This is a genomic window from Endozoicomonas sp. NE40, from assembly GCF_040549045.1.
In the GTDB taxonomy this organism is placed as follows: Bacteria; Pseudomonadota; Gammaproteobacteria; order Pseudomonadales; family Endozoicomonadaceae; genus Endozoicomonas_A; species Endozoicomonas_A lisbonensis.
The window spans coordinates 4432583-4448454 of sequence record NZ_JBEWTB010000002.1 but is presented as its reverse complement, the minus strand read 5'-3'; the positions used below and the strand labels follow the sequence as shown (position 1 = coordinate 4448454).

General features: G+C 37.3%; 12 protein-coding genes. All 12 read right to left on the bottom strand.

All coding sequences use genetic code 11. The features are described from left to right. Positions 1–22 precede the first annotated feature (22 nt). A complete protein-coding gene (locus V5J35_RS21140; protein ID WP_354009040.1) occupies positions 23–1585 on the bottom strand; it encodes a polysaccharide deacetylase family protein in 1563 nt (520 codons plus the stop codon). Then, a complete protein-coding gene (locus V5J35_RS21135; protein WP_354009039.1) occupies positions 1582–3021 on the bottom strand; it encodes a phenylacetate--CoA ligase family protein in 1440 nt (479 codons plus the stop codon). Before V5J35_RS21135 ends, V5J35_RS21140 begins: the two co-directional genes overlap by 4 nt. A gap of 571 nt (positions 3022–3592) precedes the next feature. Beyond that, positions 3593–4723, bottom strand: coding sequence for a YidC/Oxa1 family membrane protein insertase (locus tag V5J35_RS21130; protein ID WP_354009038.1), 1131 nt, complete (start codon positions 4721–4723; stop codon positions 3593–3595). A 6-nt stretch (positions 4724–4729) separates the two neighbouring features. Next, positions 4730–6859: a DUF7024 domain-containing protein gene (locus V5J35_RS21125; RefSeq protein WP_354009037.1), complete on the bottom strand. Its 2130-nt coding sequence runs from the start codon at positions 6857–6859 to the stop codon at positions 4730–4732. Next, on the bottom strand, positions 6846–7991 hold the full coding sequence (locus V5J35_RS21120) for a CDP-glycerol glycerophosphotransferase family protein (protein WP_354009036.1): 1146 nt from the start codon (positions 7989–7991) through the stop codon (positions 6846–6848). The genes V5J35_RS21125 and V5J35_RS21120 overlap by 14 nt, the downstream gene beginning before the upstream one ends. Next, positions 7984–8769 (bottom strand): phosphocholine cytidylyltransferase family protein, encoded by a 786-nt coding sequence (locus tag V5J35_RS21115; RefSeq protein WP_354009035.1) that lies wholly within the window; start codon positions 8767–8769, stop codon positions 7984–7986. Before V5J35_RS21115 ends, V5J35_RS21120 begins: the two co-directional genes overlap by 8 nt. Then, complete coding sequence (locus V5J35_RS21110) at positions 8766–9422, bottom strand: gamma-glutamyl-gamma-aminobutyrate hydrolase family protein (RefSeq protein WP_354009034.1); 657 nt, start codon at positions 9420–9422, stop codon at positions 8766–8768. The genes V5J35_RS21115 and V5J35_RS21110 overlap by 4 nt, the downstream gene beginning before the upstream one ends. Beyond that, complete coding sequence (locus tag V5J35_RS21105) at positions 9415–12417, bottom strand: PEP-utilizing enzyme (RefSeq protein ID WP_354009033.1); 3003 nt, start codon at positions 12415–12417, stop codon at positions 9415–9417. The genes V5J35_RS21110 and V5J35_RS21105 overlap by 8 nt, the downstream gene beginning before the upstream one ends. A gap of 161 nt (positions 12418–12578) precedes the next feature. Next, a complete protein-coding gene (locus V5J35_RS21100; protein ID WP_354009032.1) occupies positions 12579–12815 on the bottom strand; it encodes a hypothetical protein in 237 nt (78 codons plus the stop codon). A 148-nt stretch (positions 12816–12963) separates the two neighbouring features. Further along, a complete protein-coding gene (locus V5J35_RS21095) occupies positions 12964–13743 on the bottom strand; it encodes an ABC transporter ATP-binding protein (RefSeq protein ID WP_354009031.1) in 780 nt (259 codons plus the stop codon). Then, a complete protein-coding gene (locus tag V5J35_RS21090) occupies positions 13740–14558 on the bottom strand; it encodes an ABC transporter permease (protein WP_354009030.1) in 819 nt (272 codons plus the stop codon). Before V5J35_RS21090 ends, V5J35_RS21095 begins: the two co-directional genes overlap by 4 nt. A gap of 124 nt (positions 14559–14682) precedes the next feature. Then, positions 14683–15852: a nucleotide sugar dehydrogenase gene (locus tag V5J35_RS21085; RefSeq protein WP_354009029.1), complete on the bottom strand. Its 1170-nt coding sequence runs from the start codon at positions 15850–15852 to the stop codon at positions 14683–14685. Between the last annotated feature and the right edge of the window lie 20 nt (positions 15853–15872).

Sequence of the window (15872 nt, the reverse complement as noted above, 5' to 3'; positions counted from 1 at the left end):
ATTCCAAGAGCCAGCAACACTTTCATATCAGCTTTGTCCCATTTGTCAGGCGCTGGCAATTACCTTTAAATTCAATGCCAAAGGCCAGTCCGTCAGGGGCCTTCACGTTGCAACAGGTGTAACCAGTACCATCGCTGACTATCTGAATTGCTGATTTTGCACGAAGGAACTCCATAGCCTGAACTTCATCCAGAAACAATGGATTCGCTGAACGAGTACGAATATGCTCTACAAAATGTCTGTGAGCTTTAATACGCTGAGCTTCGTCCGTCCAACCATACTGATAGCGTGTAGAAAATGGATGATCCAGATAGCCAAATAAAGTTCGGACTTCAAAGGCCCGATCATAAGCCGCTTTAAAGATACGTAAAGGATCTTCATCAGATAGCATGCAGTCGCCATGGAGCATCGTTTGCTGGCTGTGACCAATGAAACCCCGTGGTAAACCAGCTAACTCCCCACCACGCGCAAGTAGAAACTCCGGATCGTTTCGAATAATTCCACCAATACAACCACGATAACCTACATCACACAGCGCTTTGAGTGCATAGGGTGGTGACTGATGAAATGGTGACACCCCATAACGAACAGCTACCCCAGTAACGTCCCGAATGGAATCATACGACTTTTGACCTTCAACAAGAGCCGCTTCATAGCTTCCCCCCCAATTGGGCGCATGGGTCGCCGTGTGTGACAACAGAGATCCACCAGAAGAGACAAATTCCTGAAGAAAGGCATGGTGAGTCATGTCATTCAGGTTGTCAGTATGAATAGCAAGTGAGAATGGTACGCCCATCTCGCGATAGGTTGACCATAAGAGGCCGGCAGAGGTGATATCTTCATCACAATCAAGCCGCATTGTAATTGCCGAATCATGTCCCCACGGAACTTCACTGACTACAGGGCAACATGGTTGGCTTTCACTTTTCCAGTCAGTAAGAAATCTCTCAACCAAACGCCATTCAAAGGAATCAACTGGACCAACAGGACGATTGAACCACAGTACCGTCGAAGGCCCCACTTCAAATTGGCCGCAGTAAGTAAACTGGATCTCATCCTCGATAATGAGATCTGCCAGTACACACTCATCAGGCACCTGGACAGGCTGCTCCAATGACCAGATACTGCCATCAGCGCGGATTGCACCATAACCCAAATTGTTCCACTCGTCTGAGAAATCAAACCGCTCCAGCGCACGCTCCCATCTATCGGCCCCAAAAACAGAGGCTTTCTGTCGATACCGGATGCTACCTGCACTTTCAGAAAAACCACCAGCTGGTGCAGGTTTGCTGTAAGCCCAGTCTTCAGGGTAACCGGGCCATTCTACCGTCTGGAGCCCTAAGCGAGAGCAGAAAAACGAAGGCAGTTTACCAAACACTATCAGCTTACGTGGCTGCTTATTCAGCCAGAGCCACAGCTGCTCACCCAGAACCTCATCCGGTTTGATACTGACGGAAACTGAACTATCCGCTAAGCTGGCTGGCACAGCATTCATCACAAGATCATGACAGACAGAGCGACGAAGAGCTGCCACAACCAGCTTCGCTGCTTCACTATTTTGGTGAGTTGCAAATACACCTATCATGCTGTCACCACATGGCGAAATTTTGAACGCCAACCTACACGAACCAAATCTTCGTAACCTACGAATTCGACCTGAAAGGCATCAGGCCAGTAGCTTTCAACTTTTTTAAGAATGTCAACCTGATTAACTGCGGGTTCAGTCACAATCCTTAATCGTGGCAAATCTGAACGAAGATCAATCTGAAATTCCTGAATGCCTCCAACCCGATGGTCCAGCATGTCCATAATATGATGGGTTGGGTGCGCCACTCCGTTAATTGGTACGACATCATGAATACGACCAACTATATCAGTCAGTGCAACGCCATCAGGCTTTTCAACAACCCGGGCATGATCCCCGGTTGCATAGCGAATAAGGGGCATCAGGAAATTTCGATAACCTGTAAAGATCAGTTCATAGCCATCATCAATACTGCGATGCTCTGGCCAGCCCTCGGATTCCAAAACCTGAAGCCCACGCTCTTCGCCTTCCAGCTCATAAGCCATAACACCCAGCTCAGCAAGACCATAGCGATCTATTATCTGACAACACAGAGTCTTCGCAATTTTTTCACGCATGTATGGCTGAAGCAGCTCACCGCTCGACTCAAAGATTTCAAATGTTTTGCAGCTTCCATATTTACGCTCAACATAACAGGCAAGCGCGTAAATTGTGGAGGGATGCTCATGAATAAGATAAGGACGCCGACGCTTGAGCTTATTCAGGATTTCCTCCAGGCCTGCATCGTCAATACGATCAAAAAAAATATTGCTGCGATTCATAGCGAAGCATTTCCAGTCTTCGCGTGTTGGCCATCCGGGGGCTACTGCGTCAGGAAACCTACAGGCAAAATGCAGTTCACTCTTATACTTCCGCTTGCCTATACGTTCACGAGCATACAAAGTAACAGCCGCTGAGTAATCTATAGCCTCCTGATCATAATAAATGACCGTAGAGAGCCCGGTCGAACCGCCAGTCTTGCAAGGATAATGTCGAATTTCATTCAGCGAACAAGAAAGCATGCGTACACCCTGTTCCTGAATAATCTCTTTTGTCAGGTAGGGCAATTCATTGAGGTAACCGATGTCGTTATGGATTTTTTCAGGATCAAAGGAACACTTAGTAAAAAGATCTCGGTAATAAGGGACCTTTTGTTTTGCATGATGCAATATATTGACCAACCGGTTACGGGCAATAGCTTGACGCTGTTCATAGGGTAATCGATAGTAACGCCGCAGTTCCGTAAGCTTCGGTCTGATGCATCGTTCTTCGCGACGTTCGGCTAATGGATACGCCACATAAGCACTAAGCAATCCTTTGACAAGCCGCAATGGCTGACAGGCAAAGGCTCGTTCGCCTATCAGTAATACAGGATGATTGGCTCGAATCATCGGTTCAAATCCTGCCTTTATAATTAGAAAATCAAGGCTCTTTTCAGGCTCAAGACTATTACACAAATAGTAAATTACTTAATGATTAAAGTAACCCATTGCATCGGCGCTCTGACTTATATACAAATTCGGAAAACACAGAAATAGGGGTATTCTCTTGAGTAATTCCGCTGTGTTACCTCAACCATAACCGAAGCAGTGATCAAAAAACCTCTATATTTTTTAGTGCCTGTCCGGGAACTAGCTCTTGGTAGACAAGGCTTTCAGAGGATTGACGCTCCGAAGATTTCCATAAATTGAAAAATCTCAAAACTGAAAATGCGTCAAGCACTTGGCAGCTCTACTTATAACCCATAATAAGAAAAAATCTTCAGGGTTATAAAGAGCCTTTAAAACCTACTCTGCCGAGGGAATCAAGGGTTTTGGGTTAGACACTATTTACGTGAACTTCATAACTACCGTCATTATTTGTGAAATCGTCAGTCAGGTGAGTTTGATACAGTGTTGTTCAGCAGTTTGGAAATCGATAAAGGCCATTAAGTTATTAACCTATAACTTCATTGATTTCTTAAGCACTCAAACATAGACAGAGGTTATCCGAATTTCTTATTTTTTTATTAACAAATAAACACAAAAATTATACTTCATTCTTCGCAAGTGCTTCAAGGTCAAGAAGTTTAAGTTGAACTAAATATAATGCATTTACACAGGTCCAATATAAAACCAGTGCAGAAGGAAAAGGGTAAAATAAAACAAAAAACAAAAATGCCATAGCAGCTACCTTTAATCTTCTTTTTTTATTAGTAGCTTCATTACGAGTAGGGTCATTTGAAAAAAAAGCACCTAGAAGGCAAACAATGGTCATTATGATAGGTAAAAGATTGAAAGTATTACCTAGAAGCGGTACTCCTCGAGAAAATTCATATATAGAGTCAGGCCGTGAAAGATCTTCGATCCATAAAAATGAAACATTATTCAACTGATCTAGCTCTCCAAGAACATTGAATATTGCAATCAAAAATGGAACTTGAAGAATTGTGAATAAAATAGGTTTAAGTGAGAAGAAAGGGGTAACTCCTAATTTTTTATGAGCAGCCATATATCTTTCATGGGCTTCCTGGCCCATATAAGTTGACTTTATATGAATAAGTTCAAGTTCAAGAGAGTTTGTTACGGCTTGAACTTTTCGCTGAATCACTGTCTGGTAAAAAGTTAAAGGAAGCATAAGTAATTTAAAGCAGAGTGAAAATATAATAATAGTAATACCCCAACCAAAACCATGAATAGTATTTAAAAAGTAAAAAAATTTATAAGTAAACAAACATATATATTTTAAAGGCATCCATAAATGAGAATATCGAAAAGCACTTAGCTCAGATAGATTTCCATCTAATTCTGATTTCTTTAAAATCATTGCATTTAATAAATCATCACCATCTGTCTTTATATTGATTAAATCTTCATTAAAATGGACTTGATTGATATAGTCTGAAACCAGCAATATATCATAACGACCAACTATAGCCAAAGATGCGTTTATATTAAGCTGGTACAACTGGTTTTCTGGAATTTCAACTACATCAGAACCGTCCACTTCATACAGACTAATTTTATTATAAAAAGCAGCAAGGCCTGTATACTTGTAAGCATCCCTGATACTTTCATCTACGAACTGATTAATGTTCGCAGCGCTAAAATGGATATGTTTGGGATTGGCCGACAGTATCGAAGGTACAAAAACAAAAAATAAGAGCAAAAATCTAAACATAATTATTTATTTCTTTGATACAAGCATCATATCTATAAAGCCCAAACCTAACATTCTGGTATCAGCATTTAATCCTACACCCTCAGGTGAAACAGGATTTTCTATCTCAAACTGAATAACTAGTTCATTATTTAAGTTTGACAGTAAGTCAAAACGATAAGTCCTAGGCAATTTCTCTCCATGTTTGAAATTTATTTTACCCATATGAATGTCATTTATGTAGACCTTAGCTTTTTGAGGTATATTTGGATTAGGAACAAATGCAGACAGATTCAGCTCTATGTAAGAAGGATTGCAATTGCTGTTTTTTAAAACAACGAGCTCAACTTTACTTCCATTACTCCACCTGCCCCATTTCTCAATACTACTTAATCCAATATCATGATAATAGTAAGAGCTTTCCGATTGGTTAAACATAACTTTTAAATCACAGGGCATTTGTTTAATATCACTATTTTTAGAAATCCAATTATTTGCATCACTTAAACGACCTTTAATCGTATATTGCCTTATTGGTGGAACATATTTTTTTGACCAATCGAAAAATTCCTTAGACCAAATATAATGATTAAAATATCTAAAATCTCTTACTGCTTTCTTGCTTTCCAGCAAATCTTCACCAGGGTAATAATTATCAATAGATAGTGCGGTTGCAATTGTCTTGGGTAAGTCTGAAAGCTGCGCTGGAAATTTGTCAATGACAAAATCTTCATCACTACTAAAAGGCTTTATTAAAAGTGTGCTTGCAGATTTAGAATATGGGTAAGGATCATTAAAAGTATTCGGTGTATAAACGGACCCGTGATCTGACGTAATAATAACCATAGTATTATCGTAAATGCCAGAACGTTTAAGATGTTCGATAACACCTAAAATTTTATTAAATGCACATAATCCTTCAGCTGACTTATTTTTTAATGATGATTCAATTACACCAACAGGGTAACAGTTACTATCAAATACCGTCGGTGAGTGCGTAAGCATGGAGTGGTAGAATTTAAATGTCATTGGATAATCATTAATGACATTTATCTTCCTTTTTGACATGTAGTCTAATTCTTTAAAGTAATGACCTTGTCCAGAACTAAGTGACGCATAAGGGTCATTGTCTTCATCAGCTTTAAAAAACCACTTTTCATCATTATATACATTCGGCTTAAGTATATCAGGAGCTGACTTAAATAACGAATAGTTCACCAAGGCAATATAATTTGACTTATATTTATTATCTATCAATTCGAATTCAACAATGGATTCTCTAGGGAATAAATATTGTTGGAAATTTTTTCCAAAACCACTGACCATTCCATTATTAGCATGAATTATGTTTGGTATACTTTTACTACTTAAATTACTATAAAATTCTTTAATCGGAAGTTTATTATCATACACCTGACCTGAAAACATAGCAGCTAGAGACACAATAGTTGTCGGAAAATTAGATGCCGCATCTTGATACCAAATAAACCCTTCAAGGCTTTCTTTAAGCTCATCTGTCAAAATATTTTTAAAGTAGTCAGACTGATATTCATCAAGCAATATCATCAATACATTAGGGTTTTCCTTAGAGTAAGTAAAAAAAACATCATCGTCTTTAGGTTCAATTTTATTTCCTGACACACCGTACAATTGTATAGCATTTGTTGTTAACAACACAAACAAAAGAGCAAGCATAGCCTTCATTAAGAATTTGATATTCTTCCTAAAAAAAATAAAGAAAGCACCGACCAAACAAATAAAAACAAGCTGAAAGATTGATGTTAAACTAGATGTATCAATACGAATGTTATTTCTGCCATCAAACTCTCCATATGAGCCAACTAAGAACATTGAGTTAACCCAAATACATATAGGAACTAGAAATGATAAGCATAAAAAAATGTTATTTGAAATAGCACTTCCTAAAACAAAAATAAAAATACTAATTATATTAAAACACAACAAACCTAATAAAACATATTCAAAACCATAACTTAAAAGCTCCCAAACATTGACAGACACAAACTCATCAGGATTTGAATAAATTAGATCTAATGGAAGAAATATAAATATAAGCCACAAGCCTGTAAAAAAACAAACATTAAGTAAACCTATTTTATTTATAGTTTTCATGCTTAATGAATCAAATGCTTTCATTAGTTACCATCTTAGTTAAATGCTTTGCAAAAATACAATTAGAGCTAGAAGGATTGAATAATATATTTGAAATTAAACCTTCCCTATTTTGAATTGAAAATTCCTCACAATTTTTTAGTGCAGAAAAAAAACAATCGCTAGGATCCCATATAATACCGATCTTCTCTCTAATTTTAACTTCAAGTGGTTCAATATCTATATCAATGTAATTTTCATTATTTATCTTTCTTTTTATGTCGCAAAACAGGACTGGTTTATTTAATGCTAATGCATATTCAAGTGCAACCCCAGACCAGTCACTTATCATGATATCAGAATAATATAAGCTATCATCTCCTACACCGGAATCAAAAGTAAAATAAGGGTGATTACTAAATTCATCCAATATTACCTTAATACTTTCGTGCGATAACTTTATAGTTTGTGGATGTGGCCGAAAAATTGTCCGATAGCCGGAACCTATTAGATTTGATATAATTTCGTATCCAATTCCAGATTCAACTATCGCCTCAGCACCCCAAGACGGTGCTACTAAGATGGATTTTTGACTACTTTGAGATAATCCCTCATGACTATTTAACTTAAATCTGCTTCTTAACTCATCAAATCTTGAATAGCCGTGCTTTAAAATTCTCTTTTCTGTTAAGTTATACGTTTTTTCTAATGATCTTATTTCTTTAACGTGATGTTCTCCTGCACAGCATATCGTATCGTAATGATCAAATGCACCATTACGATATACCATATGTAGACTAACGAGTGAATGCTGAACGTAAACGTAATGAACACTATATCGCGATCTCTTAACCTGATATTTATGTAAATCAGGCATCGTCATAATCATTACTTCGCATTCAATATTTTGAAAAAAATAATCTCTTATAAAATGATCACCAATATAGAAACTTTTAAACTTTTTATGCTTTAACTTTAAGCCTGGATCGCTTACTGAAGAGCTTATATAACAGATATCAAATGGACAATACTCTAATACCGCACTTACAAGCCCTTTCAAATGAGGCCAGTAGCTTTCACCCTCACTATAAAAACAGATGTTTTTCTGAGCTTTTGGAACGTTTGTAATCTGTATCAAATCAATTATTGCTCTTAGTACTCTTTTGACATTACCCATAAGGACACCACAAATTATTTAAAACGCCTTTTTCGTCCATCGCTTCATAAAGTTTTAAATCATTTACAGTATCGATTTCTAGCCAGCCATTCTTAACTTTCACTGCCTTGACAAGCCAACCTGAATCTATTAGCAATTGCAAAAATGTAGTCATATACATATTATTAAATGAACATTGATCATACTTCTGGTCACGATTTATTGAATCATAAAAACTAATAAACTCTTTAACTTTATTTTTTGAAAGTTTTATCAATCCTGTATACTGCCCTTCAATCTCACTAAGATCCTTGGGCTTTTTTCCTAACTCTAAAATATTTCCATCATGATCAAGCTTTAGAGTTTCAGCATCGTCTAAAGGATTTTCATTTCTAATTGACCACAGGTCATACCATCCACAATCTACCATTACACATATATCAGCGTCACAACTTAACACTGCATTTAAATTTTCTTTCTCGTATACAATATCACCGTAAGATATTACTACATCCCCTATTGAATCTTTAATGTAATCACGTGCAGTGAACAAACTTTCTACCATATTAGTTCTGTCAAATAAATTATTATGGAAAGTTTTGTAACCAAGCATTTGAATTTGACTTGAACGATAACCTGTAACGATTGCAACAGAATCAATATCAACTGCTTCTATCACGTCAAGTTGGTACTGTAATATTGGCTTCCCTAAAAATTCAACTAAGCACTTAGGTGTGTTATCAGTTAGTGGTTTAAGTCTGGAACCAGTACCTGCAGCCAAAATAAGACATAATGTCATTTTTCAAAAAACCTTTTAAATAGCTCTATATCTTCTTCAACAAATATACGCTCGCGTTCAGGGTGCCACATTATGGCTAAAACAGGATCACTGGTATGACAAAACGCTTCGACGTGACCATCTTTGTCATAAGCCAATGGAGACAACCCATTACCAAGCTGGTTATCATTTATACCGTAATTATGAAAACTGTTTACATTATCAGGACAACATAGAAATTTATTACTAGAAGCCATAAATATACTATGACGTCCTTTACCGGCATGCCCTTTTATTCTTGTTAAGGAACCGCCATAAAAATGATTTAATACCTGGAGTCCCCTGCATACACCTAAGATGGGTATATTTTCTTTAAGACATTGGCTAATTAGTGATAACTCGTAAGCATCCCGTAGTTTATTAATATCCGCTTGCTCTGATTTTTCTTGTGAAACTTCCGAAAGGTTATTGCCTCCACTTAGAATTAGACCATCAAGTGCAATGCTATCTACCTGCTTTGCTATATATTCAGACTTGACATTAGGCAACGGAACAGGAATAAAATTTAATGAATTTATATAGTCATACCAACGAATATCCAAACAATTAAGTATTTCATTGTATTTTGGATGTTTCATTAGCTTTTGAGTAATACCTATTCGTATCTTAGACATGCTCAATTTTCTCTCGCATGCAATCAAGCATATAGATACGATTACTGCTGAGTTGACTGTATAGTTTATCCCCAACACCAATAACTGCTGGCAAATTGAGTTCAGCACACCGAATAGCCATGTGAGAATTTGCCCCACCATACTTAGTTATAAGACCAGATATTCCATGAGAAAAGAGCCAGTCGTAGCCCGGATCAGCTCCGGGGATGACTGCTATTTTCCCCTCAAGATTTTCATTTTTACATGAGTCAATAAATGATAACTCTGCCACGGTGTTATTGTGTGTTATGAAATTAGGAGAACTGGTTTCATGCTCGAACCCTAAAAAATCATCCACTGAGCTGATAAATGCAGGAAGCTTAACTAATTGCTTACAAGTTAAATAAGATTCTCTACTATTTATTTGACACTTTAAAAGTTCTGGAGATGCTTGTCCTACAGAGAAATCACTAATATCAGACCAACTAAGGTAGCCTATTTTTGTTCTATCTATATTTAGTTCCTTTCTTCCGTATTCTGATAAGCAATCCAATGCTAAGCTTAAATTACGAGTGAAAATAAATTTTGCTTTTTCTCTGGCTTGTATCGCATTTGAAAAATATTCAATCAGTTCAGTTGAATTCATTGAATTAGAAACATTCTCTAAAACTTCTTGTATCCTGTTCATCTCATCTCTAGAAAATATAAAAGTTTCACACATTTCCTTCTTGTTTATACTGCTACAGTCATCACTTGGTTTACTATCATAAAAATAAAATTCAGGCATTTCCCAGTAAGCTTTTTGGTTGACGTCATATGTACCTGGCCTTAAGTGCCCATACTTTATCACTAACTCATCCAAAGTCATTGAATTACTTAAACAGTCAGCCTGGAAATCTCTTGTAACAGTTGATATGCTTGACTGGAAATCCAGCATTCTACTTTTTGTTATGACTCCACACCTAACTAAACTATGTAAAAAGCTAATAGCTACAAAGCCAGCACGTGCAGCGTGTGAAAAAGCTAATGTTCCAAACTCTTTACACAACTCAATCGATTGATAAGCCGTTTCCATCAACCCTAATTTTGACGATTTCAAATAATTAAAACGCTTATCTAACTCATCAAGTGGTTCTAAATCTTTTCCTAGACGTGTAAAGGCCATCTTAGTAAGATCTTTAAGCCCATCCTCAAGTAAATCTATATCTTCTCTTGTAACGCCATACTTTAACAATCGACCATTAGCCTCTTCTCTAAATGTTGGCGTCCATATAGTAAATGCTATTTCTAACTCAACTTTATCGTGTAACTCAGGGTTGTTTTTTAAAATATTTAAATAGGCTATGACTAATCTTTCAGCAGTATCATCTGGAACAGAGTCAGGAATAAAAGAATTCAAACTAGCACGACAATCTACATAGGGCTGCATACAAAAAGTATGTACTAATGGTGCCGGATGTATATTCCGATAACCGAACTCATGTCTCTGTCTAGCCCATATTTCATCTGTTATGAGATGACGATAAAGACTGACGGCTAACACACTTGGTCGTTGCCCAATAATTTCAGCGGGATTCCAATCTGCCATGTTAGAAAACACTGTAAACTCACCCTTAATATCAAGAGAAGCATTTTGCCAGCTAGAAAATCTATTTTGCGCAAATAATATTTGCTTATATATTTTTTCGTCACTTACTGACTTACAATGCTCTACTACAATTGGCCTAACCTGAAAAGTGAATAATTCTCCAGCCTCATCTAATGCAAACTCAATATCAAGTTTGTTAAATCCTACTACATCTTCTATTTCCTGAACCGCATCAATCAGCTTAGTTAGACGATCATCTATGTTTTTAATAATCCATGGATTTTTTCGACTTAGCGTTATTGTTCTAAGGTTACTCTTCAATCCTGATGTAACAGATTCTGTACTTCCAGATTTATCATCATAGTTTATGGTATAATATGGAGAACCAGTCGCTAAGTCGCATGTGAATATAACTCCCGATAGAACTGTATTATCAATAAAAGGCTGTACTAACACCTGATCTTTTTCTGAAACTCTCGGATAAGAGTTAAATACAAGTTCTATTGCTTTAAATACTTCTCCATTAACACTGCTATCTATATCTAAGACACTTTCAAAAGCACCAGCATTCGCTGTATGCCAGCCGTCTTCATGATATGAACTAGACCTAACGATCAGTTTTTGGTTTAAAAAACTGGATTGGATAGCGTCAACCTCTGCTATCTTGTTGTTTATCCATTTATCCCATCTGCAGACATATTGATCACAGATAGTACTCTTTTTCAATCTAGGTCTAATTCTATTTAATGTTTGAGCTTTAGTACCAAATAAAAATTGAACAAGATCATCTTCCTGATTCATTTCAGCCCAATCACCATTAACATCAAAATAGGTGCAAGTGAAATTGTTATTTTTTAGAAAATCAACAAGTGAAATAAATGTGTCCAAATTATTTACATGAATACTATTTTTGATGAACTTCACTGTTTTTGATGATAAATACAATAGTCCGGTATATTCTATTTCCCCTAAATCATCAACAAATATTTTTTCAGCTCTGAGAATATCATCACTATTTCTGTTGCTATATCTGGAAAGCCATTTACTATCAATGCCTATTACTACATCAGAATCAATTTTAGAAATGCTACGAATAGATTCATTTCTGAATACAGTATCACCGTACATTACTAAAACAGGTGAACTAGTATTGACAGGAATTTCTAAAAATGATCTTAATGGACTTCCATTTTTCCAGTTTACAATGTGTGTAAAATTCAAACATGGATAAGCTTCAACAATCTCATTATATTTATATCCAACTGCTATTCGTACCTCTGGGTTTGGAAATACTGCTTTCAGAGAATATATTTGCCAATCTAAAATACTTTTACCGTTTGAAAAGTCTAGAAGGCAACATGCAGAATCCAAATTCTGGTGTTTTCCTGCAGATAGAATACAACATTGAACTTTATTATCTTGATCCATCTATTCAATCTCATTAAATAGCAAAACACTTCTACAGATTTGACCAGTATTTTTGAGTAACTTATTGTCACTTTTTTTTAGCTACAAACGATATAAATTGATATTTTTTATTATTTACAGTAAAGCAAGTTTCTGAATATGGTAACTTATTCGAAGGCTACTTAGCGATCATCTGGTTTGATATATTCATCATCTTCAACTTCAGCTTCAGCTTCAGCTCTTTTGAAATTAAATACTGAAGTTATTTTATACCAGAATGTTTTAGCTACAACACCAGCTGCTACAAATAATCCTATAATTGCACTCATTAGCGCACTGCCAGTACCAGGATCAATATATGCGTTTGAATGGCTAACCCAAAAAACTAAAACTATAAAACTAGAAATAATAATTTTCATCTAAAGTTGTCCTTTTCACCTATTTTTTGCTTGTTTTTTATTGATATGATCTAAAACTTTCAGAGCAGAGCTTCAGTATAAACTGCATCTCTGCTGCGGTAACTACTCCTGCATTGTCAGATATCCTATGACTGCCTTACAACTCTGGTCATAGTGCAGTTATATGCTCCTGATCTGCTACCCCTTCCTCAAATTGTGCTGCCACCGGCTTAATCAGGTCAATCGTCTCAATAACCTTTCCATGCTCCAGACGCATTTGACGGTTACATATTCTGGTTATTAAGTCGGGCGAATGGGAAGCGAGGACAAGGATGGAGGCTTTGTTGACGAGAGAACCCATGCGCTCAGCTGCCTTGGCGCTAAAATCTTCATCGCCAACACTAAGCCACTCATCCATGATCAGAATATCAGCATCAACACTTGTCGATATTGCAAATGCAAGGCGAAGCAGCATCCCGCTTGAGTAAGTCCTGACTGGTAAATTAAGGTATTCACCCAGCTCACTGAAATCTGCTATATCATCAACCTTATCTCGGATTGCCCTGGGGTGAAGTCCATCCAGAATTCCGCGAAGGTATATGTTTTCAAACCCAGTAGCATCAGGATCAAGCCCCATAGAAACATCCAGCAGTGAGGCCGTTTTACCTTTAATCAGCAGCTCGCCGTATGTTGGCGCATAAACCCCGGAAAGCACACGCAACAGTGTCGTTTTACCTGATCCGTTATGACCAACCAAACCAATCCTGTCTCCCTCATTGAATGCAAAATTCAAACCATCAAGCGCAGTAATAACCGGGTGCTTGCCAGCATCTTGGGCAATCTTGCCCCCTGTCGTCAGGTTTATAACTGCTTTCTTTAATGAGCGATGGGAATTTTCAAAGATCGGAAATTCTACGATCAAATCCCGGGCTGATATGGAAATACTCATAACCAATAAGGTACCCGATTACGTGTACGACACATAAGATATTGAGCCAATGCAAACCCTGTGATCAACAGACCAAGTGTCCACACCCAGGACTCTGCTTGCAATGGTCGATTCAGAAGAGGAGCCCGGACTATCTCAATCAGATGGTACAGCGGATTGTAATTTGCCACCCACCCTCTGTCTTCAAGTATTTCAGGCATCCACATAACAGGGGTAAAGAAAAAAGCGACCTGTATGAAGTTTGTAATTATTGGTGGAATATCCCTGTAACGTGCACACAATATTCCCAATACGACTCCAGCCCATATTCCATTTAGAAAAAGTAAGAACATTCCAACGGGAACGAGAAAAATTTCAATACCTGGCCATTTGCCAAAAGCCATTAGCATGAGAACCACAACAGGAAAGCTATGGAGAAGAATAACAAAATTACGCCATACAGTCCGACATACATGAACAGTCAATGGTAGACGGATTTGTTTAATAAGATGGGATGATGTGGTGTATGCATTGCAGCCCTCATTGGCAACGCATGCAATGTATTGCCAAATCACCAGGCCTACAGCAAGAAATGGCAAGTAATCTGTAATTTTCTGTTTAAGCAGTACAGAATACAAAGCCCCCAGAACCGCTACCATTATTGCAGTGCTCAGGGTAAACCAGAAAGGTCCCAAAACAGACCGCCGATAACGTTGACGAATATCATGCCAACCTAAGGTACCCCATATACGCCACTTGGAAATGCCAATCCGAATATCACTACCCGGATTATGGTCATTGTTTGATTCTGAGTACAGAAAAAAAGTCAGACTCATAATTTATTCAGTCCATAAGTATCTTAAAAAATGATAATAGAAAAGCTCTGTTACTCAGCTGGTTCAATTTTGGCTCTTTAATTTTAACTTAATAATTAATCAGTGTGGATTTACTCATAAAGATTCAGTCATCTGATCCTGAAACGTCACGTGTAAATACCTTATGATCTACATCTAACAATATTGATGAACGTCTATTGGCAATAATCAAATCAGATTGCTGTTTAAACACTGAAATATCATTAACAACTTGAGAATTAAAGAACACAGGTTCATTCAGTACAGGTTCGTAAACAATAACCTCGACACCGTTAGCTTTAAGCCGTTTCATAATGCCTTGAATGCTGGAAGCCCGGAAGTTATCTGAACCAACTTTCATTACTAAGCGATAGATACCCACAACATTAGGTTTACGGCGCATAATCTCATCTGCAATAAAATCTTTACGGGTAGTATTAGATTCAACAATGGCACGTATCAAATTTTGTGGGACATCCTCAAAATTAGCAAGGAGCTGCTTTGTATCTTTGGGCAGGCAATAACCACCATATCCAAAACTAGGATTGTTATAGAAATTCCCAATACGAGGTTCATGGCTAACACCATCTATAATCTGTTGGGTGTCCAGACCGTGAGTTACGGCATAAGTATCAAGTTCATTAAAAAAAGCAACCCGCATGGCAAGATAAGTGTTTGCAAACAGCTTGATAGCTTCGGCCTCTGTGCTACGAGTAAACAATATTGGAATATTCTGTTTAATCGCTCCCTCCCTGAACAGATTGGCTAATACCTCGGCCCGATCCGAATGCTCTCCAATAACAATGCGTGACGGGTAGAGGCTGTCATAAAGAGCAAATCCCTCGCGCAAAAATTCTGGAGAAAAGATAATATTATCGCTTTTCGAAACTTCCTTTATTTTTGTTGTATAGCCAACAGGAACCGTAGACTTTATCACTATCACCGCATCAGGATTGATTGAAATAACATCGTCTATAACAGACTCGACACTCTGTGTATTAAAGTAGTGCCGGTCCGTGTCGTAATCAGTTGGAGTTGCGATAATGACAAATGCAGCATCTTTATAAGCAACCTCCTTCACCAGGGTAGCATGTAAATTAAGCTTTTTATTCCTGAAAAAAACTGACATATCTACATCAGCAATGGGTATCCGCCCGTCATTCAACATATTGACTTTTTCTGGAACAATATCCAAAGCTACAACTTCATTATATTGTGCCAGTAACATTGCATTAGACAGGCCAACGTATCCCATACCAGCTACAGCTATTTTCATTGTTGAATCACGCAAAAACT